A 24,842-nucleotide genomic window follows, 5' to 3' on the forward strand; every position below is an offset into this window, starting at 1 on the left:
GAAGGATACGCATGTCTCAGTTGACGAGTTCAACCGGGAGCCCCGGCTCCACTCCACCTCCCCGCGAGGTGGTGGCGAAACCATCGCCACCTCGCGGACCCCGGAAGGGTCGGCTGACGCCGTACCTCTTCCTGATCGTCCCGCTCGCGTTCCTGGTCACTTTCACCTACGTGCCCGCCGCGAACCTGATCTGGTACAGCTTCACCGACTGGGATGGCATAGACCGCACCAAGGATCTCGTCGGATTCGAGAACTTCATTGAGATCTTCACGAATCCCGAGGTCTTCAGGGTGTTCTTCGTGAGCCTGTTCTACATCGCGGCGTCGTTCCTGCAGATGGGGCTCGCCCTCTACTTCGCCACGGTCCTGAGCTTCAGCACCTGGTTCCGCAACCTGTTCAAAGGCGTGCTGTTCTTCCCCTTCCTGCTCAACGGCGTGGCTATCGGCCTGATGTTCCTGTACTTCTATCAGCCGGGCGGCACGCTCGACAGCCTGCTCAAAGCGGTCGGCGCCTCAGAGCTAACGACCCAGTGGCTAGGGAATCCGGATGCCATCAACCCATCGTTGGCCGCAACCTCTGTGTGGCGCTACACGGGCCTCAACTTCGTGTTGTTCCTGGGTGCGATCCAGTCGATCCCGAACACCCTGTACGAGGCAGCCGATCTCGATGGTGCAAACCGCTTCCAGCAGTTCCGCTACATCATCGCCCCGGGGATCAAGCGCATCATCAGCCTCTCGTTCATCCTCGCCATCTCCGGAAGCCTGTCGGTGTTCGAGATCCCGTTCATCATGACGAGAGGGGCCAACGGCAGTTCCACCTTCGTGATCCAGACCCTCCAATACGCGTTCAACTTCCGACAGGTCGGGCTCGCGTCCGCGATGGCTGTGGTGCTGCTGATCATCGTGATCATCGTGACCGTCATACAACGGCGGCTCGTGCCAGACGAAAAGGTGAACCTGACATGACGACATCGACTCCTTTCGCCCTGTCGCGGCGCGTGCGCACGAAGAAGCCGCGGCGATCACTGGGAGCCAAGGCGAGCATGTTCGCTGTGCTCAAATACGTGAGCCTCATCGGTGCGAGCGTGGTGACCCTGTTGCCGCTGATCGCGCTGGTGACGACGTCGCTGAAGACGAAAGCGGAATACGCCACCACCGGTCCGCTGGACCCGCCGGGCAACTGGTTCAATTTCGAGAACTTCGCGATCGCCTTCCGCGAGGGCAACATGGCGCTCGGATTCGCCAATACGGCGATCGTGTTGGCGGTCTCGCTCGTGGGCACCATCCTCATCGGAAGCATGACGGCCTATGCGATAGACCGTTTCGACTTCCGTTTCAAGCGGGTGGTCGTCGCTCTGTTCCTGCTGGCCACCCTGATCCCCGGCGTGACGACGCAGGTGGCGACGTTCCAGATCGTCGCCGGTCTTGGACTGTTCAACAGCCTGTGGGCGCTTATCGTGCTCAACCTCGGCACCGACATCATCTCGATCTATATCTTCGTGCAGTTCATGCAGTCGATCCCGAAGGATGTCGACGAGGCCGCGATGCTCGACGGTGCTAATCGGCTCACGATCTACTGGCGGGTGATCCTGCCCCTGCTCAAACCTGCCATCGCCACCGTGGTGATCGTCAAGGGCATAGCGATCTACAACGAGTTCTACCTGCCGTTCCTCTACGCCCCGCGTCCGTCGCTGAGTGTGATCTCGACGGCACTCTTCAGGTTCAAGGGTCCTCAGGGTTCCGAGTGGGAGATCATCTCCGCGGGCGTGCTCATCGTGATCATCCCGACGCTCATCATCTTTGTCATTCTGCAGCGATTCATCTACAACGGATTCACCCAGGGAGCCACTAAGTGACCATCATCTCCGACACCCACAGCCTGTCCCGACTCGACCTCCTCTTGCATCACGGTTGGAGTGTCGAAGCGGTGAGCGGACCGGTGCCCGACTCCATTTCCGGCCGACAGATACCCGCGAGTGTGCCCGGCAGTATCCACACCGACCTTCTTGCTGCCGGGCTCATCCCCGACCCCTACCTTGACGACAACGAGCGCCTTCTGGCGTGGATCGGGATTTGCGACTGGAGATACTCAACGTTATTCCGGTGGGATGGCGACGATCGTGGCAACACCGAGCTGGTCTTCGAGGGTCTCGACACGATCGCAACGATCAACCTGAATGGTGCTGACATCGCGTCGACCGTGAATATGCATCGCACCTACCGCTTCGATGTGCGCGAGTTGCTCGTCGTCGGCGCCAACACTCTGACCATCACCTTCGAATCCGCCATTCGGTACGCCGACCGGATGAGTCTCGACCAGGGTTACCTGCCCCACGTCAACCACCATCCGTACAACGCCATCCGGAAGATGGCCTGCAGCATGGGCTGGGATTGGGGCATTGACACCGCCACCGTCGGAATCTGGAAGCCGATCACGCTGAGTTCGTGGGCGACGGGACGTCTGGACAGCGTGCGCCCCACGGCGACCGTCGACGGCGATCATGGCACCGTCGTCGTTGCGATAGACCTGCGCACCGAGATGGATGCCGCCACCCGGCTGACGGCCAGCCTCGGTTCTGTGACAGCGTCAGTCGACCTGGAGCCTGGGCAGTCCAGCGCCGAGCTGACCCTGTCGGTTCCGGATGTCGAGCGCTGGTGGCCGCGGGGCCACGGCGACCAGCCTCTCTACGACCTCGATGTGATCCTGACGTCAGATGAGGAGCGACTCGACAGTTGGAATGGCCGGGTGGGATTCCGGTCGGTGCGCATCGACACCGAGCCAGACGAGCACGGCACGCCATTCACGTTCGTCATCAATGACCGCCCCATCGTCATCCGTGGCGCCAACTGGATCCCCGACGATGCTTTTCCCCACCGCGTCGATCGCGCCCGATACGCCGAGCGTATTGACCAGGCCCAGTTCGCGAACATCAACCTCCTGCGCGTGTGGGGCGGGGGCATCTACGAATCCGACGACTTCTTCGGCCTGTGCGACGAGCGCGGCATGCTCACCTGGCAGGATTTCCTCTTCGCCTGCGCCGCCTACTCGGAGGATGACGACTCGTGGGCCGAGGTCGAGGCTGAAGCCCGTGACAACATCTCCAGGCTCATGCCGCACCCCAGCCTGGTCATGTGGAACGGCAGCAACGAGAACATCTGGGGCCGGGAAGAGTGGGGCTGGGGTCCACGACTCGGTGACCGTGATTGGGGCCTCGGGTATTACCTCGACCTGCTTCCGCGCCTTGTGGGCGAGCTCGATCCGGGCCGGCCCTACACGCCGAGCAGCCCGTTCTCACCGGACCGCACCGACGGAGGCGAGGCCTACTATCCCAACGATCCCGCGCATGGATCCACTCATTTCTGGGAAACCTGGAACCGGCAGGATTACCCGGTCTACCGCAGCTACACGCCACGGTTTGTCGGAGAATTCGGCTGGCAGGGCCCGCCGACCTGGTCCACGCTCGTTCAGTCCATCTCGGATTCTCCCCTCACACCGGAGTCGCCGGGGATGCTGGTCCACCAGAAAGCTCAGGATGGCAACGTCAAACTGATCGATGGTCTGGTCGCGCACCTGCCGCTGCCGGACGACATGGAGGACTGGCACTGGGCGATGTCGCTCAATCAGGCCATCGCGGTCGGAGTGGCCATCGACCACTTCCGGTCGCTGGCGCCGGTGTGCATGGGATCGATCGTGTGGCAGCTCAACGACTGCTGGCCCGTGACATCCTGGGCAGCCGTCGACGGCTACGGTCGCGCGAAGCCGCTGCTCTACGCCATCGCGCACTCCTATGCAGACCGCCTTATCAGCATCCAACCGCGCGACAGCGCCCTGATCGCCGCGATCAGCAACGACACCGACGAGCAGTGGAGTGGGGAGGCCACCATGCGCCGGCTGGATCTGGATGGGCAGGTGCTCGCGTCGGCAACGATCAGCGCCACCGTGGGGGCGAGGCAGTCCCTCGTCATCGACATCCCCGTCGAGCTCGCTACCGCCGGAAACGCTGCCCGCGAGGTGCTGGAAGTGCGGCTCGGCGAGATTCGAGGGCTGTGGTTCTTCGCCGAGTATCGGGACTCCGAACTCGGCGCCGCCCAACTCACGACGCTGGTCGAGCGGGTGGCCGACGGCTACACCGTCGAGGTGACAGCGCAGTCGACGGTGCGCGACGTGGCTCTGCTGGTCGACAAGCTGGACGACCATGCCACGGTCGACGACCAGCTCGTGACCCTGCTTCCGGGCGACAGTGTCGTGTTCCGCGTGACCTCCGGTGAACTGGCAGACCCCCAGGCGCTGGTGAGCCCTCGGGTGCTGCGCAGCGCCAACCAGCTTCTCGCCGGCACGTCGGCTGCGGTCGCCGGATGAGCGCCGGACCGAGTGCACAGTTCTCGCCCGCCCAGCTGCGGGCCGAGCAGTTCTGCGGAATGACGTGGGGGTGGACGGGAATCCGCGGAACGTGGGGAACCGACGCTGCCACGGCATCCATGAGTGAACTACCAGGCCTTGGCGCGAACTGGGTGGGTATCGCTTTCGGCGCGCTGCAGGCGACAGCGCAATCGACCGTCATCGACTATCGGGCAGAGCCCACCGTCACCGACGATGAGGTGCGGTGGGCCATCCGGGAGGCGCAGGGACTGGGGCTCAGGGTCTGCCTCAAGCCCGTGGTCAATGTGGCGGACGGCACGTGGCGAGCGTTCATCGGCTTCTTCGACGACGAGGTACCCGGCGAACCCGGCTGGACGGCGTGGTTCGCCTCGTATCGGGAGTTCCTCCTCCACTACGCGGAGATCGCGCAGGAGGAGGGCTGTGAGATGTTCTGCGTCGGTTGCGAGATGGTGCAGACCGATAAGAGAGCCGCAGAGTGGCGCGCCCTGATCGCGGATGTCCGCGACGTCTACACGGGCATCCTCACCTATAACTGCGATAAGTACCAGGAAGACCGGGTCACCTGGTGGGATGCGGTCGACATCATCTCGTCGAGTGGTTACTACCCCCAGGGCGACTGGGACACGCAGCTGGATCGCATCGAGGCGGTGGTGCGTCGTGAGGGCAAGCCCTTCTTCTTCATGGAATCCGGATGCCCGAGCCGGCTGGGTTCTGCTGCTCGACCGAACGACTGGAATCTCGTCGGTGAACCCTCAGAGAAAGAGCAGGCCGACTGGTACTCCGACATGCTGCAGACCTGCGCCCGTCGTGAATGGGTGCAGGGATTCATGCTGTGGGACTGGCCCGCGAAGCTCTACTCCCGCGAGAATGCGCACTCCAATGACGACTACTGCATCTTCGGGAAGGCTGCCGAAGCGATCGTGCAGGAGGAATACCTCCGTCGCACATCGTGATTCGGCGCTCATACCGGAAAGGGGCTGACGCATCGGTGGCAGACCCGGCGCGACCGTTCGCCAGCCTCGTGGAGTGGCTGCGGCCGTTCCGAGTGCGCATCACCCTCGCGGTGCTGGTTTTCGCGTTCAAGGATTCGCCGGTCTGGATAATGCCGATCATCGTCTCGGCGGTCATCGATGTGGTCGTTCGCGGCGATGATCCGTCGGCACTGCTGGGTCTCATGTCTATCGGTATCGCGGTGCTTGTGCAGAATTTTCCGTCGAACATCGTGTTCGTGCGCCTCTATATGGGCAGTGTCCGCCAGATGGCTGTCGATATCCGCAGCAAGCTCGCCGACCACCTGCAGGAGCTGTCGATCGGTTATCACGCCAGGGCCAGCGCTTCGATCATCCAGACGAAGCTCGTGCGCGACGTCGAGAATGTCGAACTCATGCTCCAACAGGGCAGCCAGACAGGGTTTTCTGCAGTCTTCGTGCTGATCGGCGCCATTGTCGTGACCGCGATCCGGGTTCCGGAGTTCGTCCCCGTCTTCGTGCTCGCCGTTCCCGTGGCCGCTGTGCTCGTTCGTGGCTTGAGGGTGCGCTCTGACGCCCGGAACGCACAATTCCGTCGCACCGTCGAGCACCTGTCGAGCCGGGTAGGAGAGATGGCGACGCTCATGCCCATCACCAGGGCACACGGCCTGGAGTCCGTTGCCGCCGGTCGCGTCGGCACCAGCGCGGAGGGTGTCCGCGACGCGGGACTGGCGCTCGACAGGCTCAATGGCTCGTTCGGTGCACTCAGTTGGGTGTCGTATCAGACCCTGGGGCTGCTGTGCCTTTCGGGAGCTGCCTTCTTCTCTGTGTCGGGATTGTTGCCGATCACCGCCGGGGAAGTCGTCCTCCTCAGCACTTACTTCACCATCCTCACCGGCAGCATCATCTCGCTGTTCAGCCTGGCCGCCATCGTGACCAAGGGCAGGGAGTCGATCATCTCCATCTGCGAGGTGTTACACGAGCCCGACGTCGAGCGGAATCGCGGGCGCGCCTATGTCGACGAGGTCCGCGGCAGAATCGTGCTCGATCACGTCGGCTTCGAGCACGCCGATGGAGACAGGCCGGCACTCTCCGACGTGTCATTGACGATCCAGCCCGGCGAGACCGTGGCATTCGTCGGCCCGTCTGGCTCCGGCAAGTCGACTCTGATCAACATCGTGCTTGGATTCTTCAGGCCAACCGAGGGCAGGGTGCTCTTCGACGGGCACGATATGGCGAGCATCGACATGCGAAGCCTGCGAGCGGCGGTGTCAGTCGTCCCGCAGGATTCCGTGCTGTTCGAAGGGTCAGTCCGAGAGAACGTCGCGTACGGGCTTGCCGGCGTCACGGACGACGAGATCCGGGCCGCCCTCACCGACGCTAACGCGATGGAGATCGTCAGGGAGATGCCGAACGGCTGGGACACCGTCGTCGGAGAGCGAGGTTCGCGACTGTCGGGTGGGCAGCGCCAGCGGCTCGCCATCGCCCGCGCTCTGGTACGCAATCCCCGGATTCTGCTGCTGGATGAAGCCACATCTGCGCTCGATGTCGAGTCTGAGCGACTCGTTCAGCAGGCTCTCGCGAGACTGATGGTCGGGCGGACGACGCTGATCGTCGCACACCGCCTGTCCACGATCAGGCAGGCTGACCGAATCGTGGTGCTCGATCATGGGCGCATCGTCGAGACCGGATCGCATCAGGAGCTACTCACCCTCGGTGGCCGATATGCCCACATGGTCCAGAGCCAGATCTGACTTTGTAACTAAAGGTGAATTAGCGGGTGATTCAGGCTGTGAATGTGAGCAATCAGAATGTGGGAGTCTTCACAGGCAGCGGCGACATCGGTGAGGTCGGGGCCGCAGGCTCGTCGTGACTCCTCCCGCCAACGCCGCCGGGGTCATCGACGTCAGCGTTGCGGTGGGATCGTTCAGCGATGCTGCAGGCAATGCCAACACCGCATCCGCCGCTGTGCAGCAGGAGTTCGACACGGTTCTGCCTACGCCGACCGGTCGTGTTGTCACCTTCGATGAGGCGACACCGCCCACGCTGACCGGCTTCGGGGGAGTGGCCCCAAGCATCGTCGTCGATCCGACCAATGCCGCCAATAAGGTCGCGCAGCTCGTCAAAGGCGGCGGGGCGGCGGTGTGGTCCGGGGCAACGATCTCCACACTGCCCAACGCGGCGATCGAACAGATTGCGCTAACGGCCACGCTCACCACGCTCACGGCGCGAGTGTGGTCGCCCGATGCGGGGACCGTCGTGCGGCTCAAGGTCGAGAATGCTGCGAATGGTCTCCTCTCGGTCGAGACCGACGCCGTCACCACGTTCGCCGGCGGCTGGGAAACGCTGACCTTCAACCTCGCAAACCAGGCGGCGGGAACACCGGCGCTCGACCCGGCGCTGACCTACAACAAGGTCTCGGTCTTCTTCGACTTCGGTAACGTGGGAACGCGAAAGACCTACTACCTGGACGATCTGGACCTGTCGCCGACCGGAAGTTGAAAGCCTGATCCCTCAGGATCCGTCGTGGTCCTGAGCGCCTTCGGGAGACGGCACGTCAGTCGGCGAGCCCGGCCATCAGGGCACGCATCCCAGCTTTCAAGAGGTGCTCAGCATCCTCTTCGCTGATCCCCTTGAACGCCGGTGTCTCCAGCACGATCGTCGTCAGGCCATGGATCTGGCTCCACGCCACCAGCAGCACGTCGTCGGGATCGCCGGGCTTGAGTTCACCGGCCTCCTGCAGGCGCACGATCGTCTTTCTGAGCACTGCCCGTGGCGGTTGTGCCGCGGCCTCCAGCGGATCGAAGACGCCCTCCGGCATGCAGAGGCTTTTCTGGAACATGAACCTGAACTCGGCCGAATGGGACGTCGCGAACTGAAGGTAGGCGATTGCGCTTGCTTCGAGCGAGTCCGTTTCGGCGGTCTCGAGTGCCGCGGTCAGCTCACCGAACGCGCGAATCGCGATTCCTCGAAGCAGGTCGTTTCGATCCGCAAAGTGGTTGTATGCAGCGGTGTGGCTGACCCCGGCCCGACGGGCGACCTCGCGCAACGACAGCGCCTCCGGCCCCACGTCGTGGGCGACCCTTGCGCCGGCATCCAGAAGCGCATTGCGCAGATCCCCGTGATGGTATGGCGTTCGCGCTTCGGAAGTTGACATTGGAAACATTCTGCCATATCTTGCCAGTATTCACTAAATAACCACTGTAAACATTGGAGCTGGAATGACAAAGGAGCATGTCGTCGTCGGTGCTGGAGCCCTCGGGCGAGCAGTAGCCGCCGAGCTTGTCGGGCGCGGACACACCGTGCGAATCGTCAGTCGGGCAGCACGGGTGTCGGTTACCGGCGCCGAACACGTTCAGGCAGACGCGGTCATTCCGGGCGAACTGGATTCGGCGTTCCGCGGCGCTGCGGTCGTCTACCAGTGCGCCCAGCCCAGCTACACCCGATGGGCGCAGGAGTTTCCGCAACTCCAGGCCGCGATCCTCGGGGCCGCGGCGCGAGCAGGAGCCGACCTCGTCATCGCCGACAACCTCTACATGTATGGAGACCCGCACGGGAAGCCGATCAACGAGTCGACGCCTGAGCTGCCTCACACGAAAAAGGGTCGGGTTCGCAAGGCGATGGCGGATGCCGCCCTGGAGGCCCATCGGTCAGGTCGCCTTCGGGTGGCGCTGTCGCGCCCCTCGGACTACTTCGGGCCCGGCCATGACCAGTCGAGCAAGTCTCTCGTCGAGAACGCACTTCGGGGCAAGCCGATGCAACTCTTCGGTCGCCTCGACCAGCCACACTCGTTCAGCTTCGTCCCGGATGCTGCGGCCTGCATGGCAACACTCGGCACCTCCGAACAATCATGGGGTCGCGCGTGGATAGCTCCCGTTCAGCCGCCGATCACCCTGGGCGAGTTCACCGAGCGAGTGTGGAGCGTCGCCGGCCGCACCGGTGCGCCGCGTATCTCCCTGCTCGGACGCCGGGCGGTCACCGCGATCGGGTTCGTCGTCCCGGTGGTGCGCGAGATCGCAGAAATGCTGTACGAGTGGGAGCGACCCTTCGTCGTGGATTCGAGTCTTTTCCAGAGAACGTTCAGTGTTGCGCCGACGTCGCTCGACACTGCCATCGAGCGCACCGTCGATCACTATCGCGCCGGGGTGACTTCCGCGCGGCTCACGGCTTCGTCGGGGTTCGCCAGCTCATGACAAGCAGGCTGCGCATGCCACGCGCCACAGTCATCGCTGTCGCCACGATCATCGGCGTCGCTGGCGTCGCTGGCGTCGCTGGCGGCACGGCCATCGGTCTATCGGTGTCGGGCTTCTCGGCAATTCCTGGGGTCTTCGGCGGGTCGCGGGTATCGACTATCGGTGCTGTCGATTTCACGAACCCTCTCTCGATACCTCCGCTGGCCGCGTCCACGATCGATGAGTCAGGCCGGAGGACATTCACCCTCACCGCCCAAACGGGTTCAACCGAGTTCATCGATGGCTCACGAACGCCCACCTGGGGCTTCAACGGCTCGTACCTCGGACCCACGTTGGTTGCCGAACGAGGCGAGCGAGTGCAGATAAATGTACGCAACGAGCTGGACGAGCCGACGACAGTGCACTGGCACGGAATGCACCTGCCTTCGGCCATGGATGGCGGACCGCACCAGAAAGTCGAATCCGGAGCGGAATGGTCGCCGAGTTGGACAATCGATCAACCGGCATCGACCCTGTGGTACCACCCACATCCCCATGGTGCGACTGAAGATCATGTTGCGCGGGGGCTCGCCGGACTCTTCTACGTGACGGATCCATTGGAGCGTGGCCTCGACCTGCCTCACGAGTACGGCGTCGACGACATCCCGGTCATAGTTCAGGATGTGCGCTTCGATGCAGCTGGTGCGCTCGACCGACGTGGAGGTTTCGTCGGTGCGCTCGGTGATCGGATTCTCGTCAACGGGACGCTTGCACCGATTCTCGAGGTGGACCGCTCGGTCGTGCGGCTTCGGCTGCTGAACGCGTCGACTGCAAGAGTGTTCAACTTCGGATTCGACGACGGCCGGGACATCGTGCTCATCGGTACCGACGGCGGGCTGCTCCCTCGCCCTCAACCGCTCGAATCGCTCCCCCTGTCGCCGGGGGAACGTGCGGAGATTTTGGTCGCTGTGACTCCCGGAGAAACGGTGGTCTTGCAATCCCGCGATCCCCAGTTGGGCGCGGTCGTGCCGTTCGGCGGTCCAGACGGTGGATCGGACGCCTTTGATGTGTTGCAGGTCAACGCAGCTGAGAGCCTGGCCAGCGAGGGCGTCATTCCGTCAGATCTTGTACCCATCGAGTCCCTGCGTGAAGCGGACGCCAGCGCAGAACGGAGTTTCGTGCTGGACGGCACTGAGATCAACGGACGCACGATGGATCTCAACAGGGTCAACGACATTGTCATCCTCAACTCGACGGAAATCTGGACGGTGACGAACGACATGCCTCGACCGCATAATTTTCACGTTCACGGTGTGCAGTTCCAGGTGCTCGACCAGAACGGCGCTGCCCCACCCCCCACTTTGAGCGGGTGGAAAGACACTATCTATCTCGAGCCGAACGTCTCGTACCGCCTCATTATGCAGTTCGAGAATTTCAGCGATCCGAACATGCCCTACATGTACCACTGCCACCTGCTCGCCCACGAAGACGCCGGCATGATGGGCCAGTTCGTTGTCGTCAAGCCGGGCGAGTCTGTGGGCACCCCGGGTGGAACAGTCCATCAGCACTAGCCAGGCATGGCCGGCCGCGCGCTCCCGGGCTTACGGAGATTACAGGTCCCGAGCGAAGCGATGCCGCTGGTAGACGAGGCACGTCGCGAACAGGGCGACGGCGACCAGCGCCGCCGCGATGATGGCGAGCGGCCCGTTTCCGCTGGAGACAGTGAAGATACCCAATCCGGCGATGGTTCCGCCCAGCAGCGAATTCACCGCGCCGATGGTGCTGGCCATGGTGAAAAACAGTGACGTCGCGCGATACCGGATCCCGAGCATCCGTTGCGCATCCTGAACCTCACTACCGGACGTCGAGAAGTACGCGGGTGCTTCAGGCGTGAGCTCGGAATAGAAGGCCCTGATGCGGGCCATACCCCGGAGGGCGGCCACGTTCTGCACGCTGGTATCCACCAGACGCACAATCGTGAAGATGCCCAGGATGAAAATAGTCGGGAGGACGGCGGCGGCGAAGGGGAGAAAAACACTCTCGGAGGCACCCAGCACGAAGCCCAGAGACACAACCCCGCTGGACAGACACAGCAGGAACATGGATGACCTGCTGCTGGATTCACCGATGGTCGCGTTCGCGGCGCCCTGCAGCACGAAGTACTCCGTGCCCAGACTCGCGACGAACGCAGCACTCTTCTCGTTCTCGTCCATATCAATCCCTCTCTGGCATCGCTGCGACAGTCTTGCGTGAACTGTGCCGTTCATTGTAGGGACGGCGCGCCTCCAACGCGCGGCCCCAGTGATCCCGATTACGGAGCTGCCACACGCCTGCCTAGATCTCGCCGGGTGGGAGGAGTACTAGCGTGGGAGGAGGTGTTCCAGCACCGGATAAGGACACATCACCCATGCAGTACCGCACTCTCGGACGCTCCGGCGCCGTTGTCTCCACCTATGCCATCGGAACCATGACCTTCGGTTCGGAGACGTCCGAACCCGAAGCGGCCAGACAACTCGACGAGTACACCGCTCGCGGCGGAAATCTTGTGGAAACGGCGGATGTCTACAGCGGCGGAGAATCCGAGCGGATAGTCGGTCGATGGCTGGGAACACTCGACGAGCAGGCCCGATCGAACATCTTCCTTGCGACGAAGGGCCGGTTCCCCGTCGGTGTCGAACCCCGGGACGCCGGGAACTCACGCAGGCACCTCCGGAGGGCACTCGACGCCTCGCTCGCGCGGCTGGATGTCGATCACGTCGATCTCTATCAGCTTCATTCCTGGGACCCGCTCACCCCTCTGGAGGAAAGCCTCGGATTCCTCGAGGATGCCGTCCGCGCGGGAAAGATCTCGTACGCCGGCCTTTCCAACTTCACCGGCTGGCAGATCGCGAAGGCCACGACGCTCGCGGCCGACCGGGTGCCGCTGGTCTCGATGCAGCCGCAATACAACCTGCTCGTGCGCGAGGTGGAGTGGGAGGTCGTTCCGGCCGCCATCGACGGTGGCCTCGGCATCCTGCCATGGTCACCGCTCGGCGGCGGCTGGCTCACAGGGAAGTATTCGCAGAGTGAGGCCCCCACGGGAGCCACTCGCCTGGGTGAAGACCCGGAGCGCGGCGTCGAAGCATATGCCGGCCGAAGCGCGAGGGAGCGCACCTGGACGACAATCGCCGCCGTCAAGCAGATCGCGACCGAGCGTGACGTGACGTTGTCGCAGGTCGCTCTCGCCTGGCTGCATGATCGCCCCGGCGTCACGGCGATCATCCTGGGCGCTCGAACCGTCGACCAGCTCACCGAGAATCTGGGTGCGTCTGAACTGACGTTGACGTCAGAAGAAGTCGAGCGCCTCGACCACGCCAGCGATCCCGAGGCGGCCGACTACCCCTGCGGATTGCCCGGCAGAGAACAGCGCGACCGCGCCGTCGACTGATCCCACGGTGACGGCCGTTTCGCAGTGGTTTCACGCCTGCAATACAGGTTGCCGCGATTCAGACTCGAGATCTCACATAAAGACCTGATTACGCACCGGGGGTCCGACTCCCGACCTAGCCTCTGCATGTGAGCGCGAGTGCGCTCCGGAACGGAACCTCACATGTCTGCCACGATCACGCCCACGGTCTCACCCCTGTCCACAACGCCACGAGTGCTTCAGGCGCGTCAGGTCGCGGTCGGTCTCGCGCTGGCGGTCACTGCGGCGATCCACGTGCTCGACCTGCCCGGCAAGATCGAAGAGGTTCCGTATCTCGCCGTCGCGTATGTCGTCCTGATCGTGGCCTCCTTCGTCATCATGGAGCGGATCTTCCGGGTCGGAAAGCTGCTCGACTATGTCGCCGCGATCGGCCTCGGCCTGGCCATCCTGCTCGCGTTCGTCGTCAATCGCACCGTCGGCATGCCCGGCGCAACCGATGACATCGGTAACTGGCTCGAGCCGCTCGGCCTGCTGTCGCTCGTCGTCGAAGGATTCGTCGTGTGGCAGGCCAGCGCGGCCGTGCTGCTTCTGCGCCGCACCGCGCGGGTCTGACCGCGAGCGGGCGTTCGGCGTTGGCGGCAACTTCCCAGTCTCGGTGGTGGGGAAGCTCGCTACGATCAGGCTTATCCTTCAGGCCCGGCGCCGAACGGCTTCACACGATGAGTCGTATCCCGAGTGCCATCAACCGTCTGCCCCATCACGAGATGTCGGCGCGTGTTGCCCACTCTGCGAGCGCTTGCTCATGACCGAATGGATCAACGATGACCCAGCTCCACATCAAACCGGGCACGACGTGGGCTGAGGCCTATGCCCGCTGCCAGACCGAAGCTCCGGAGTCGTTCGGCGCCGGACGCCTTCACAATCTGATCGGCGGTACGTGGCAGGCGGTCGGAGACTCCGACGTCCACAGTTCCCCGATCGATGGCACTGTCATCTTCGGCCCTCCGCGGATCGACCACGACACCGCGGTCGACGCGGTCACGCTGGCGGCTGAGCAGCATGGTGCCTGGCGAAACACGCCACTGGCGGAACGTGTGGCGCGGGTATCGCAAGCTGTGGAACTTCTGGAATCCCAACGGGAACTCATCGCGCTGTTGCTGGTCTGGGAGATCGGCAAGCCGTGGCAGATCGCGCTGGCTGACGTCGACCGATGCACCGACGGTGTGCGCTGGTATCTGGAGCAGATCCCGCGCCAACTGAAGGTCGGCACACCGGGCGAGCGCACCGCTCTGTCCGGGCCGGTCTCCAACATCGCGTCCTGGAACTACCCGATGAGCGTGCAGGTTCATTCCGAGCTCGTGCAGCTGCTCGCCGGAAACGCTGTCATTGCGAAGACCCCCTCGCAGGGTGGATTTCATGCCCTCACGCTCGCCCACGCCATGATGCTCCGCGCCGGGTTGCCCGTGACGCTGGTCTCGGGCATCGGGTCGCAACTCGGGGATGCCCTTATCCAATCGCCGCAGCTCGGAGCCCTCGCGTTCGTGGGCGGCCGGTCGAACGGTCGCAAAGCCGCGGTCACTCTCGCCGACACGAACCGGCGGCACATCCTCGAGCAGGAGGGATTGAACGCCTGGGGGATCTGGAACTTCTCGCACTGGGACATGCTCGCCGGCCACCTCCGCAAGGGTTTCGAGTACGCCAAACAGCGTTGCACGGCGTATCCGCGATACGTGATCCAGCGACGGCTCCTCCCGCAGTTCCTCGACGTCTATGTGCCGATGGTGCGCGACCTCAGGTTCGGGCATCCGCTGGCCGTCGAGCATGACGACGACCCGTTGCCCGTGCTCGACTTCGGGCCGGTCATCCACTCCACCAAGGCGACAGCGCTGGCGACCCAATTCGATGAAGCTCTCGACAAGGGGGCCGCACCGATCTACCACGGGCGCCTCGACAGCGGTCGGTTTCTGGATGACCAGGACGTCTCCGCATACATCGCACCGGCGACGGTGCTCAATCCGTCATCCTCGTGGTCGCTGCACCACGCCGAGCCGTTCGGCCCCCTCGACTCGATAGTTCTCGTCGATACCGAGGCCGAGCTGCTGGCGGCGATGAATGTGAGCAACGGCAACCTCGTCGCATCCATCGCCACCGACGACGCTGACTTCGCGCAGCGCATCGGGGACGAACTGAGATCGTTCAAGGTCGGGGTCAATCGCCCGCGCAGCAGGGGCGACCGCGAGGAGGTCTTCGGCGGCATGGGTGCGTCGTGGACCGGCGCGTTCGTCGGCGGCGACCTGCTCATCGATGCGGTGACGAATGGACCGGTCGGCGTGGCGGAGGAGCTGTTCGGAAACTTCCCGGGCTACTCGCGATTGCCGTCTAGGTGACCGAGGCGCTCGCGGTGCAGCGGGTCGAGAGCTGAATCCAGGGCAGCTTCCAGCGGCCACGAGGATTTCAGCGGCTGGCTGAGCACGAGGCCGCCCTGGATGGCGGCGAGCACCACGACGGCCAGCCGTTCGGGGTCAGCGGAACCGTCGATGAGCCGCGCAGCCTGCATCTTCTCCACGCCGGCCGCCAGCATCCGTCGCCATTCCGACATGCTGGTATCGACGAGCTTCTCCAGCTCCGGATCGGTCATCGCGGCCTGGGTCGCGAGCGATCCGATGGGGCAGGCCCAGCGTCCGAGCCTCAGGTAATAGTGCACGAGCGCGTCGCGCCAGTCGCTCCACGATTGCCAGGTCGCGAGGTCGTGGATGAACGGCTCCTGCGCCTCGAGCAGCTGCTGGGCTTCCCAGCCCGCTACCTCGCGAACGAGCTCGGCCTTGCCCCCGGGAAAGTAGTGGAACAGCTGGCTCTTGCTCGTCAGTGTCGCGGCGCGAACGGTGTCGAGGGTCGTTCCGCCGATGCCGGCCGCAAGGATCTGTTCACCGGTGGCTTCGATGATCCGCTGTCGGGTCGCGCGCCCGCGATCGGTGATCTTCCTGCCATCCATGTCTCGATTCTAATCCATTGGACTACCGAGTCCATTCGATGATAAGAATGGACCATGAAGTCCAACGAAGAAGAACTGATGTCCCTGCCCCGCGATTCGCGACTCCGCGGACAGACCGCGATCGTCACCGGATCCAGCGGCGGCATCGGCGAAGCCATCGCCCGGGTGCTCGCGTCATCCGGCGCCGAGGTCGTCGTGGCTGGCCGCGACACCGACCGTGCCCGGTCGGTCGTCGACGCGATCATCGCCGCGGGCGGCACGGCCCATGCGGTCGTCGCCGACGTCGGCGGCACCTACGACGAGGTCAGGCGCTTTGCCCATGAGGCGACCGCGGCGCTGGGCGGACGCGTCGACATCCTCGTCAACAACGCAGGAATCTACCCCGTCTCTGCCACGGCAGCGCTCTCGGACGCCGACCTCGATGCCATGCTCGCGACCAATATCCGAGCGCCCCACGTGCTGGTGGGTGAACTCGCTCCGGCGATGGCCGCCCACGGCAGCGGCGCGATAGTGAACATCGGTTCGTGGATGTCGCGGGTGGGCGTGCCGTTCGGCGCTATGTACACCGCATCCAAGGCCGCAATCGAGCAGCTGACCCGCACCTGGTCTGCCGAGTTCGGGCCGAGCGGGGTCAGGGTCAACACGGTAGCGCCAGGAGTGACGAGCACCCCGGGCAACGCCGACAGCGCCGACGTGCTCGCCGCCATGACGGCCGGCACTGTCGCGGGCCGGCCGGTGCGACCGGTGGATATCGCCTACGCCGTGCGCTTCCTCGTGTCGGACGATGCGCGATTCGTGCATGGGATCGTGCTCGACGTCGACGGTGGCATCTCGAACATCAAGGTGGGTTGACCCCGTGGCGCTCACCACGTTTGGGGCCGAGTCCACCGCTCTCGAGGTGGTCGAGGGTATCGACCTCGGCGGCACCACGGCCATCGTGACCGGCGCGAGCTCCGGGATCGGCGTCGAGACGGCCCGCGCGCTGGCGTCGGCTGGCGCGGCCGTCACCCTGGCGGTCCGCGACCGCGGGGCCGGAGAGCGGGTGGCGCGTGATATCCGATCGTCCACCGGCAACCCGAATGTGCGGGTGGCGCAACTCGACCTGGCCGATCCCGGCTCAGTGCGGGCGTTCGCCGCGGCGTGGTCGGGCCCGCTGCATCTCCTGGTCGCCAATGCGGGAATCATGCATGCGCCGGAGTTGCGCACCGCCGCTGGGTGGGAAATGCAATTCGCGGTCAACCATCTCGGGCACTTTGCCCTCGCCACCGCCCTGCACCCGGCACTGGCTGCGGCCGGAGGAGCGCGGATCGTCTCCCTCAGCTCGAGCGGGCACGCCTCCAGCGGCATCCGCTTCGACGACATGTTCTTCGAGCGCGACGCCTACGACGCAGGGCTGGCCTACGGGCAATCGAAGACGGCTAACGTGCTCTTCGCCCTTGAGGTCACGTCGAGGTGGGCCGACGATGGGATCGCTGCCGCTGCGGTCATGCCCGGCGGCATCTGGACGAACCTGCAGCGCTATTGGGACCCTGCTTTTCTCGACGACATGAAACGCCGATATCCGACGAAGACCGCTGGGCAGGGAGCGGCCACCTCTCTGTTCGTGGCAACCCGCGCCACCCTCGGCCCTGGCACGCCCGCCTACTACGAAGACTGCGGGCCGGCGGAGGTCGTTTCCCGGATCGTCGACGGCGTGCACGGGGTCGTGCCGCACGCACTGGATCAGGATGTCGCGCGCCGGCTGTGGGCGGTCTCCGTGGGTCTCACCTCGCCCTGAACTCGTGGTCGAGGGCGGGTCAGGAATCGCCGCGAAATCCGAGCAAAATATTCTTTCTCCTGAGCTGTCGATTCGGGTGGCCTGCTGCGTCATGATTTCGTGAGGCGGACCTAGTCGCCTCCTCGAGCAAGGAGAATCGCAATGGAATACATGATCCTGATCAACAGTGACGAATCAGTGCAGGCTCCAGAGTACGGCCAGCCGGGGTTCGAAGAGTTCATGGGAAGCTGGATGGCGTACAACCAGATTCTCATCGATGGTGGGCACTGGGTCAGCGGCGCGAACCTGCAGCCGACCCCGACAGCAACCACGCTTCGCCGTAGCCCGGGGGCTGCAGACACGATCGTCGACGGACCGTACGTCGAGACCAAGGAGCAGTTCGGCGGCTACTATCTGATCTCGGCCGAGAACCTCGACGAAGCGATCGAACTCGTCAAGCAGATGCCGATCCCGTCGGGAGCCCTCGAGATCCGCCCCGTCGCGTTCCGTCCGGATGCTGCTTGACCGATCCGACGGTCAGCGAGGCGACGATTGTCAGCCTCGCCCGCGAGGAGAGCGGTCGGGTGATCGCTCTCCTCGCACATCGGTTCGGTGATCTCGACCTCGCCGACGAGTCTGTTCAGGATGCCCTTCTCGAGGCTCTCGAATCGTGGCCGATCAACGGCATCCCCTCTAACCCGCCCGCCTGGCTGTATACCGTCGCGCGCAACAAAGCCATCGACAGGCTCAGACGCGCGGCGAGCGCCCGACGCAGGATGCTGGACTCTGCGCACGAGCTCACCGCAGAACCATGGCAGGAGGAGCCGGACATGATCGTGGAAAACTCCTTCGTGGGAGACGAGCAATTGCGACTCCTCCTGCTGTGCTGTCACCCCGCACTGGATCGCAACACCCAGGTCGCGCTGACGCTCCGACTCGTCGGCGGGCTGACGACGCCCGAGATCGCTGCGGCCTTCCTCGTGCCGGAGGCGACTCTCGCCCAGCGCATCGTGCGGGCGAAACGCAAGATCCGGGATGCGGGCATCCCGCTGAATATCCCGGCGCACCTCGACGAACGCGTCGATGCCCTGCTCGACGTGCTGTATCTCATCTTCAACGAGGGTTATCTCTCGAGAGGCTCCGGGGACTCCGCGATCCGCGTCGACCTCATGGACGAAGCTGTACGCCTCACCGAACAGGCGACGGAACTGCTGCCGCCCAACCCGGAGGTACTGGGCCTGCTCGCTGTCGAACTGTTCGGGCAGTCCCGCGTCAGCACGCGGCTCGACCGTGACGGGGAACTCATCCTGCTCGACAGCCAGGATCGCAGCCGGTGGGATTCCGAGAGCATCGCGCGCGCCAACCGGGTTCTCGTCTCCGCTCTTGCCGCCATGCGCCCCGGGCCGTTCCAGGTGCAGGCGATGATCGCGGCGCACCACGCCAACGCACGTACAGCGGCCGACACCGACTGGTCGGCAATCGCGGCCCTGTATTCCCAGCTCTCGGCAATGACCCATTCGCCCATCGTCGAGGTCAATCGCGCCGTCGCGGTGGCGATGGCCGATGGGCCTCTGGCCGGTCTGGCGGTGCTGGATGCCGTCGAGGGACTCGACGGGTACTACCTGCTGCACTCGACCAGGGGGGAGTTGCTGCTGAGGAGCCTCGACCACCCCGCGGCGGTGGAGGCGTTCCGTCGTGCGCGCACCCTCGCGACCAACCGGGCGGAGAAGCGTCACCTCGACCGGCGCATTTCAGAAACTTCTCAAAATAATTCCCGAGACCTGTCGATCTGACGCGAGGCGTGCGTCATCTGAGCAACCGGATCGACAGAGGGTCGACCGACTAACTCTGGGAGCACATCATGAACGTCACCATCAACTTCCTCGCCGTCGGACTCGCCGCCCTCAGCAGCATGGTCGTCGGCACCATCTACTACCTGCCGGCACTGTTCGGCAATCGACTGACGGCACTCACCGGAGTCGACCCGAACAAGCCCAAGCGCCCCGCGCTCACCTACATACTGACCTTCCTGGCGTCCGCCATCACCGCGTACGTGCTCGCGTACATGACGTCACTGACATGGAACTCGGAGGGCGGAGCGAGCCTGCTTCCCGCCCTCGTGACGGGCTTCTTCCTGTGGCTCGGCTTCACGGCGGCGCGGATGCTCGTGCATGACCTGTTCGATGGTCGAGACATCCGGATCTTCTTCATCACCATCGGCCACGAGCTCATCACCGTACTCGTGATGGCACTCATCATCGGGCTCTTCGGAGTCTGATCACGAAGCATGTCGACGGGCAGTCGCCTCAACGTGACGTTGGGGCGACTGCCTTTTCGGCGCGAAGAGCAGAGCCACTTCGCGGCGGCAGCGAGCGAGTGGTATCGACCAGGCGGTGACGATGCACACGGGCGAGGATCTCGAGCGCGATCGTGGCACCGAGTACGCACGCTCCCGTTGCTGCCAGTAGCGGCGGTGGCGGTATCTCGAGGCTCAGGAAGTCAGTCGAGATCGGAACGGTGAAGACTAGGGCCACCCCGATATACATCGAGCCGATGATCAGCAACCGCCGTGGGCTGAGGGGGCGGGAGATGACCACGAGGATCCAGAGCGCTGCCAGGGCCAGGGTGATCAGTGCTGCGGTTCTGCGGCTGTCAACGGCACCTACAACGGTGATCTCACCGACCACGTGCACGGCCGCGATCGCCGTCGCGACGATGATGCCGGCGGGGATGGCGAACGAGAGGGATCGCTTCAAGAAGCCCGAACGATAGCGGTGGCGGTTCGCCATGAGGGCGAGGAAAAATGCCGGGATGCCGATCGTCAGACCGTCGATGACCGAGAGTTGGCGTGGGAGGAACGGGAAGCCCCAGAGCATGCCGCCGAACACGACGGAGAGCACCACCGCGTAGGTCGTCTTCGCGAGGAACAGCATAGACACGCGCTCGATGTTGGCGATCGCCCGTCGCCCCTCGCCCACCACCGTGGGAAGTCGATCGAAGCGGTCGTCGAGAAGCACGAGCCGCGACACCGCCTTGGTCGCCTGCGTTGCGGTGTTCATGGCGATACCGATGTCGGCGACCTTGAGCGCGAGCACATCGTTGACCCCGTCGCCGGTCATCGCCACCACGTGACCGCGGGATTGCAGGGCCAGGATCATCTGTCGCTTCTGCGCAGGCGTGACGCGCCCGAACGTCGTGTGATTCTCGAGCATGTCGCCCAGTTGCTCGAGATCTTCCGGCAGCGTCCTCGCATCGATTCCCTCTACCGGGCCCAGGCCGACCTGCGTCGCAATGGCGGCGACGGTTCGGGGGTCATCACCCGAGATGATGCGGATCTGCACCCCCTGCTCGCGGAAATAGCGCATCGTCTGCCGGGCATCTGGTCGCACCTGCTCCCGGAAGGTCATCAGTGCGACGGCGCGAATTCCGGTCGGGAGTGATGGATCCGCAGCCGAGTCGAGCTCGAGACTGGCTGAGGAATGAGCGAGCACGAGTGTGCGCCTGCCCTGGGAAGCGAGGCTCGCGGCGCGGGCCAGCGCATCGGTCTCGGTCGCGCCGAGCACGAGCTCCGGAGCACCGAGGATCCAGGTGCCGGAGATGTCGGCAGCTGATCCGAAGTCCACGGCGCTCCACTTTCGGGTCGACGAAAATGGCACTGTCGAGACCGGCGGCGGGCCCGTGCCAGCGGGAAAGGCCACCGTGAGACAGCGCGCTGTCGCATTGGCGTTCGGTTCTGAACCGAACCAGCCGAGCGCGAACCTCCAACCGGCAGGGTGGCGCTCGCCGACCGGGTGCACATCGTCGAAGGTGATCGCACCCTCGGTGAGGGTGCCTGTCTTGTCGAGGCACAACACGTCGACCCTGGCGAGGCCCTCGACGGCGGCCAGTTCTTTCACGAGCACCTTCTGCCGCGAGAGCCGAACGCCCGCGACCGCGAAAGCGACACTGGTGAGCAGCACGAGTCCGAGCGGGATCATGGCGATCACGGCAGCGACGGCGCCGACAGCACCCAGGCGCCAGCTGCCCGAACTGATCGCCGTCTGCCAGCCGCCCAGCACCTGCATCTGGCCGTTGACGACGATGAGCATCACGGGCAGCAGCGCCCACGAGATCCAGCGCAGGATGCGGTTCAGCCCGGTGCGGATCTCGGATCGCACCATTGAAAATGTCTTAGCCTCGACGGTCACGCCGCTCACAAAAGTGTCGGCGCCGACGTGAGTGACCCTGGCGCGCCCATGGCCAGAGGCGACACTCGATCCCGCCAGAATGCCGGAGCCCGCGGCCTTGTCGACCGAGTCGGACTCACCGGTGAGCATGGATTCGTCGATCTCCAGCGCGTCGGAGTCGAGCACGTGAGCGTCCGCCGCGACCTGGTCGCCTGCCCGGAGCACGAGTACGTCATCCTTGACGACGTCAGCGACCGGGATCTCTGTCACACCGCCCTCGCGCAGCACTCGAGCCAGTGGCGAGTTCAACACGGCAAGACTGTCGAGCGACCTCTTTGCCCTGTACTCCTGCACCACACCAATGACCGAGTTGCCGATCGCGGCAAAGCCGAAGAGCGCATCCTGCCATTGGCCCAGTGCAATCAGAAGGATGAAGCACCCGGCCACGATGCCGTTGAACAGGGTGAAGACGTTGTCGCGCAGGATGCCCCAACCCGACCTGCTCGACACGGTCGACGGGGTATTCGTGAGGCCGGCGGCGACCCGCTCGGCGACCTCGTCACGGGAAAGCCCCGTCACCTCGGGTTCGCGCGTGATCACCGGACAGTGATCCGGGCATCCGGCGCATGCCGGTTCGAGCTCGACGGTGCGGTCGTATCGACAGCGCGGTTGAGATCCCATGCTGACAACCGCTGCAGCAGGCTGCGCTTCTTGGCCATGTGGCGCTGCATTCGATGGAGGATATCGGCGAGCATCGTGATGGTCTCGCCGATGTACGGCCCTTTGTTGAGCATGACGCACTCGGCTCGCTGGGCCATCGCGGCGTCCGTGACCTCGGGCCGCGACGGTACACCCGTGCGCGCCATGTCGTCGAGCACTTCGGTGGCCCAGATCACGGGCACGTGGGCTGCTTCAGCCAGCCAGAGGATCTCTTCCTGGAGTTCCGCCAGGCGCTCGAAGCCAGCCTCGACGGCAAGGTCACCCCGGGCGATCATGACCCCGATATCTCCCCAGCGCATCGCTTCGAGCAGGATCTGCGGAAGCGAGTCGAAGGCGGCGACGGTCTCGATCTTCAGGACGATGCCGAGGGCGGCGTCTGTGGTCGGATCCAGCCTGACGAGCAGCTCGTCGACATCGGCTGCGCTGCGCACGAACGACAGTTCCACGATGTCGGCGTGCGTCCTGACGAAGGCCAGATCATCCACATCCTTCGCTGTGAGAGCGGACAGGGTGAGCGTCGAATCGGGAAGGTTGATCCCCTTTTCAGCGCGCAGTTTCATGCCAGCGACGCCGGCATTGTGCACCTCGACCGTCACGATGTCGGGGGTGACCTCGGTGATCACTGTGGAGATCTTTCCGTCGTCGATGAGCACCCGGTCGCCGGGCTCGGTGTCGGCGAACACCTCGAAGAGCGTCACCCCGATGCTGTGGACGGGTCCGTCGGTCACCTCGGCCGGTGTCAGGTCGGCCATCAACCGGATGAGGTCGCCACGGCGAGCCGTTATCGAGCCCGCTCGCGACGGCAGGGCTCCCACCCGGGTGACCAGTTCCGCTCCGTGCCTTTCGCCGCCGGAGACACGGGCACGGAGTCGCGTCCCCGGCTCGAAATAGATGGTCCTGCGAAACGAGACCAGGCATCCGGTGCCGTGTACCTGCTCGACAGTGAGCACGCGATGGGAGCCGCGAGCATCGACGAGGTGGATGCGCTGCCCGACGGTTCGGCGGGCAGCCCACGCCGGGTCGATCACCGGGATCAGGATGCCGCTGGCCCCCGCCGGCGCTTCGCCGAACCATACCGCCGCTGGTGTCACCACCATGCCGCGCTCGTCGCGCTCCGGTTTGACCTTGACGACTTGGGCGCGGGGCACGAGCGGCCCTGTCCGGAGCTTGGGGCCAGCGAGATCCATCGAGATGAGGCACGACTTTCCGAGCTCGGCTTCGGCCGCACGCACGTTGCGGATCATGGCACTCCACGCGTCGGCGTCGTCGTGGGCGCAGTTGATGCGGGCGATATCCATGCCGCTGGACAGCATCGTCGTCACGAGGGCGCAGTCAGTTGCAGCTTCCGAGGGGAAGGTCACCATGATGCGGGTCGGTCGGTCTTTCGGGTGGGCCCCGAGCAGACTGACGGCGTTGCGGGTAAGCACGCCTGCGGATGGAACGCGGACGGGCCCCTGACGCTGTCCCGCCCGGTGTCCGGTGAGCTGCTTCAGCGTTCGGATCACTGCGTCGATGCCGGGCATCACGTGCGATTCCGTCCTGCCAAGGGACGACAGACCGTAGCCCGTCAGTCGCTCCTGCAACTCCCTGATGTCATGTGACCTGAGCTCCACGTAGTGCACGAGATTGATGGCGCTCGGCCGATGCCGCGCCATGACGGCCTCGATGGAGGCGCACTCGCGCTCTTCGGCGTCCAAAAGACTCTGCCGCAGGTTCTCCAGTTCACGCAGCAGCGCGGTGAGATCGTCAACGCCATGACCCGGCAGCGCGAGGCTCATGCTCGGGACATCCATACCGCAATGTTCCGTCAGCGTCGCGACGCCGAACAGGGTCGAAGGTCCCTCTGGCGCTACTCTGCTGGCGTGCCGCTTTCGGCGGAGCCGCCGTCGGTCGGCTTCTCCTGGGGGGTCGACCGGTAGACCTCGATGTTCCAGTCGCTGGCGAGTGCGGCAAGAGCTGCGACCGCGATCAGGACCGGTGCAACGATCGCGGCGACGACCCCGGCATTCACGGGAATCTCCATGACTGTATAACCGGAGCTGTCCTTGACGATGATGCGCTGCACGTTGCCTTCGTGCAGCAGCTCCTTGATTTTAGCGAGCAGCGCCTCGCCCTGAACCCGTATTTTCTCGGTAAAGGGCTCGTCGGGCGGAGTCGTGCCGTGGTCCTGGCCTGCGGAGTTGTCGCTCATGGGATGCTTCCGTTCTGCCGGGCCGGAGCGCCAGCGCTGATTCGTGGGTGATCCCATCCCATCCTGCCCTACGGAGAGGTGGCAGAGCCGA

22 protein-coding genes are annotated in these 24,842 nt (G+C 64.5%); 16 read left to right on the top strand and 6 right to left on the bottom strand.

Annotated features, from left to right (window positions below; genetic code table 11):
* Positions 1–11: 11 nt before the first annotated feature.
* From IWX81_RS13895 to IWX81_RS13920, 6 genes are all read left to right on the top strand, one after another.
* Positions 12–965 (top strand): carbohydrate ABC transporter permease, encoded by a 954-nt coding sequence (locus IWX81_RS13895; RefSeq protein ID WP_199281933.1) that lies wholly within the window; start codon positions 12–14, stop codon positions 963–965.
* Positions 962–1,855: a carbohydrate ABC transporter permease gene (locus tag IWX81_RS13900; RefSeq protein ID WP_199281934.1), complete on the top strand. Its 894-nt coding sequence runs from the start codon at positions 962–964 to the stop codon at positions 1,853–1,855. Before IWX81_RS13895 ends, IWX81_RS13900 begins: the two co-directional genes overlap by 4 nt.
* Positions 1,852–4,359: a glycoside hydrolase family 2 protein gene (locus IWX81_RS13905; RefSeq protein ID WP_334594290.1), complete on the top strand. Its 2,508-nt coding sequence runs from the start codon at positions 1,852–1,854 to the stop codon at positions 4,357–4,359. Before IWX81_RS13900 ends, IWX81_RS13905 begins: the two co-directional genes overlap by 4 nt.
* Positions 4,356–5,333, top strand: coding sequence for a glycoside hydrolase family 113 (locus IWX81_RS13910; protein ID WP_334594292.1), 978 nt, complete (start codon positions 4,356–4,358; stop codon positions 5,331–5,333). Before IWX81_RS13905 ends, IWX81_RS13910 begins: the two co-directional genes overlap by 4 nt.
* Positions 5,334–5,368: 35 nt before the next feature.
* Positions 5,369–7,102 carry an ABC transporter ATP-binding protein gene (locus IWX81_RS13915; RefSeq protein ID WP_334594294.1) on the top strand — a complete coding sequence of 578 codons (1,734 nt, stop codon included), beginning with the start codon at positions 5,369–5,371 and terminating at the stop codon, positions 7,100–7,102.
* A gap of 115 nt (positions 7,103–7,217) precedes the next feature.
* Positions 7,218–7,850 carry a hypothetical protein gene (locus IWX81_RS13920; RefSeq protein ID WP_199281935.1) on the top strand — a complete coding sequence of 211 codons (633 nt, stop codon included), beginning with the start codon at positions 7,218–7,220 and terminating at the stop codon, positions 7,848–7,850.
* Positions 7,851–7,905: 55 nt separating this feature from the next.
* Here the strand turns inward: IWX81_RS13920 and IWX81_RS13925 are convergent, their stop codons facing one another.
* On the bottom strand, positions 7,906–8,505 hold the full coding sequence (locus tag IWX81_RS13925) for a TetR/AcrR family transcriptional regulator (protein ID WP_199281936.1): 600 nt from the start codon (positions 8,503–8,505) through the stop codon (positions 7,906–7,908).
* Between the two features lie 64 nt (positions 8,506–8,569).
* Between IWX81_RS13925 and IWX81_RS13930 the strand changes: the two genes are divergently transcribed.
* Positions 8,570–9,541, top strand: coding sequence for an NAD-dependent epimerase/dehydratase family protein (locus tag IWX81_RS13930; protein ID WP_199281937.1), 972 nt, complete (start codon positions 8,570–8,572; stop codon positions 9,539–9,541).
* 14 nt (positions 9,542–9,555) lie between these two features.
* A complete protein-coding gene (locus IWX81_RS13935; protein WP_199281938.1) occupies positions 9,556–11,091 on the top strand; it encodes a multicopper oxidase family protein in 1,536 nt (511 codons plus the stop codon).
* Between the two features lie 39 nt (positions 11,092–11,130).
* On the opposite strand, the gene IWX81_RS13940 is transcribed toward IWX81_RS13935, so the two are convergent.
* Positions 11,131–11,733, bottom strand: coding sequence for a hypothetical protein (locus tag IWX81_RS13940; protein ID WP_199281939.1), 603 nt, complete (start codon positions 11,731–11,733; stop codon positions 11,131–11,133).
* A 194-nt stretch (positions 11,734–11,927) separates the two neighbouring features.
* On the opposite strand from IWX81_RS13940, the gene IWX81_RS13945 reads away from it, so the two are divergent.
* The 3 genes from IWX81_RS13945 (at position 11,928) to IWX81_RS13955 (ending at position 15,313) form a co-directional block, all read left to right on the top strand.
* A complete protein-coding gene (locus IWX81_RS13945; RefSeq protein ID WP_199281940.1) occupies positions 11,928–12,947 on the top strand; it encodes an aldo/keto reductase in 1,020 nt (339 codons plus the stop codon).
* Between the two features lie 162 nt (positions 12,948–13,109).
* A complete protein-coding gene (locus IWX81_RS13950; protein WP_199281941.1) occupies positions 13,110–13,538 on the top strand; it encodes a hypothetical protein in 429 nt (142 codons plus the stop codon).
* 209 nt (positions 13,539–13,747) lie between these two features.
* Positions 13,748–15,313 (top strand): aldehyde dehydrogenase family protein, encoded by a 1,566-nt coding sequence (locus IWX81_RS13955; protein WP_199281942.1) that lies wholly within the window; start codon positions 13,748–13,750, stop codon positions 15,311–15,313.
* Here the strand turns inward: IWX81_RS13955 and IWX81_RS13960 are convergent.
* On the bottom strand, positions 15,289–15,918 hold the full coding sequence (locus tag IWX81_RS13960; protein ID WP_199281943.1) for a TetR/AcrR family transcriptional regulator: 630 nt from the start codon (positions 15,916–15,918) through the stop codon (positions 15,289–15,291). The two genes, IWX81_RS13955 and IWX81_RS13960, sit on opposite strands and share 25 nt — an antisense overlap.
* A 54-nt stretch (positions 15,919–15,972) precedes the next feature.
* On the opposite strand from IWX81_RS13960, the gene IWX81_RS13965 reads away from it, so the two are divergent.
* The 5 genes from IWX81_RS13965 to IWX81_RS13985 all read left to right on the top strand — a co-directional run bounded on the left by IWX81_RS13965 (position 15,973) and on the right by IWX81_RS13985 (position 19,952).
* Positions 15,973–16,770, top strand: coding sequence for an SDR family NAD(P)-dependent oxidoreductase (locus IWX81_RS13965; protein ID WP_199281944.1), 798 nt, complete (start codon positions 15,973–15,975; stop codon positions 16,768–16,770).
* Between the two features lie 4 nt (positions 16,771–16,774).
* Entirely contained in the window at positions 16,775–17,695 is a 921-nt protein-coding gene (locus IWX81_RS13970) for an SDR family NAD(P)-dependent oxidoreductase (protein ID WP_334594300.1), read from the top strand.
* Between the two features lie 141 nt (positions 17,696–17,836).
* Positions 17,837–18,199, top strand: coding sequence for a YciI family protein (locus IWX81_RS13975; protein WP_199281946.1), 363 nt, complete (start codon positions 17,837–17,839; stop codon positions 18,197–18,199).
* Entirely contained in the window at positions 18,196–19,467 is a 1,272-nt protein-coding gene (locus IWX81_RS13980) for an RNA polymerase sigma factor (protein ID WP_199281947.1), read from the top strand. Before IWX81_RS13975 ends, IWX81_RS13980 begins: the two co-directional genes overlap by 4 nt.
* 68 nt (positions 19,468–19,535) lie before the next feature.
* Positions 19,536–19,952 carry a DUF1761 domain-containing protein gene (locus tag IWX81_RS13985; protein WP_199281948.1) on the top strand — a complete coding sequence of 139 codons (417 nt, stop codon included), beginning with the start codon at positions 19,536–19,538 and terminating at the stop codon, positions 19,950–19,952.
* Positions 19,953–19,980: 28 nt separating this feature from the next.
* Here the strand turns inward: IWX81_RS13985 and IWX81_RS13990 are convergent, their stop codons facing one another.
* Genes IWX81_RS13990 through IWX81_RS14000 form a run of 3 tightly spaced genes read right to left on the bottom strand, consistent with a single transcriptional unit; the run spans position 19,981 to position 24,751 of the window.
* Entirely contained in the window at positions 19,981–22,440 is a 2,460-nt protein-coding gene (locus IWX81_RS13990; protein ID WP_334594303.1) for an HAD-IC family P-type ATPase, read from the bottom strand.
* Complete coding sequence (locus IWX81_RS13995) at positions 22,437–24,353, bottom strand: pyruvate kinase (RefSeq protein WP_199281950.1); 1,917 nt, start codon at positions 24,351–24,353, stop codon at positions 22,437–22,439. Before IWX81_RS13995 ends, IWX81_RS13990 begins: the two co-directional genes overlap by 4 nt.
* A gap of 56 nt (positions 24,354–24,409) precedes the next feature.
* Positions 24,410–24,751: a DUF4342 domain-containing protein gene (locus IWX81_RS14000; protein WP_199281951.1), complete on the bottom strand. Its 342-nt coding sequence runs from the start codon at positions 24,749–24,751 to the stop codon at positions 24,410–24,412.
* Positions 24,752–24,842 lie beyond the last annotated feature (91 nt).

It is taken from the genome of Salinibacterium sp. CAN_S4 (genome assembly GCF_015752305.1).
In the GTDB taxonomy this organism is placed as follows: Bacteria; Actinomycetota; Actinomycetes; order Actinomycetales; family Microbacteriaceae; genus Rhodoglobus.

Bases quoted from the DNA above. Each gene is read 5' to 3' on its own strand.
- IWX81_RS13895 (WP_199281933.1), top strand. From the start codon at position 12: ATGTCTCAGTTGACGAGTTCAACCGGGAGCCCCGGCTCCACTCCACCT.
- IWX81_RS13930 (WP_199281937.1), top strand. From the start codon at position 8,570: ATGACAAAGGAGCATGTCGTCGTCGGTGCTGGAGCCCTCGGGCGAGCA.
- IWX81_RS13910 (WP_334594292.1), top strand. From the start codon at position 4,356: ATGAGCGCCGGACCGAGTGCACAGTTCTCGCCCGCCCAGCTGCGGGCC.
- IWX81_RS13940 (WP_199281939.1), bottom strand. From the start codon at position 11,733: ATGGACGAGAACGAGAAGAGTGCTGCGTTCGTCGCGAGTCTGGGCACG.
- IWX81_RS13965 (WP_199281944.1), top strand. From the start codon at position 15,973: ATGAAGTCCAACGAAGAAGAACTGATGTCCCTGCCCCGCGATTCGCGA.
- IWX81_RS13935 (WP_199281938.1), top strand. From the start codon at position 9,556: ATGCCACGCGCCACAGTCATCGCTGTCGCCACGATCATCGGCGTCGCT.
- IWX81_RS13955 (WP_199281942.1), top strand. From the start codon at position 13,748: ATGACCCAGCTCCACATCAAACCGGGCACGACGTGGGCTGAGGCCTAT.
- IWX81_RS14000 (WP_199281951.1), bottom strand. From the start codon at position 24,751: ATGAGCGACAACTCCGCAGGCCAGGACCACGGCACGACTCCGCCCGAC.
- IWX81_RS13985 (WP_199281948.1), top strand. From the start codon at position 19,536: ATGAACGTCACCATCAACTTCCTCGCCGTCGGACTCGCCGCCCTCAGC.
- IWX81_RS13950 (WP_199281941.1), top strand. From the start codon at position 13,110: ATGTCTGCCACGATCACGCCCACGGTCTCACCCCTGTCCACAACGCCA.
- IWX81_RS13995 (WP_199281950.1), bottom strand. From the start codon at position 24,353: ATGGATGTCCCGAGCATGAGCCTCGCGCTGCCGGGTCATGGCGTTGAC.
- IWX81_RS13945 (WP_199281940.1), top strand. From the start codon at position 11,928: ATGCAGTACCGCACTCTCGGACGCTCCGGCGCCGTTGTCTCCACCTAT.
- IWX81_RS13975 (WP_199281946.1), top strand. From the start codon at position 17,837: ATGGAATACATGATCCTGATCAACAGTGACGAATCAGTGCAGGCTCCA.
- IWX81_RS13960 (WP_199281943.1), bottom strand. From the start codon at position 15,918: ATGGATGGCAGGAAGATCACCGATCGCGGGCGCGCGACCCGACAGCGG.
- IWX81_RS13900 (WP_199281934.1), top strand. From the start codon at position 962: ATGACGACATCGACTCCTTTCGCCCTGTCGCGGCGCGTGCGCACGAAG.
- IWX81_RS13925 (WP_199281936.1), bottom strand. From the start codon at position 8,505: ATGTCAACTTCCGAAGCGCGAACGCCATACCATCACGGGGATCTGCGC.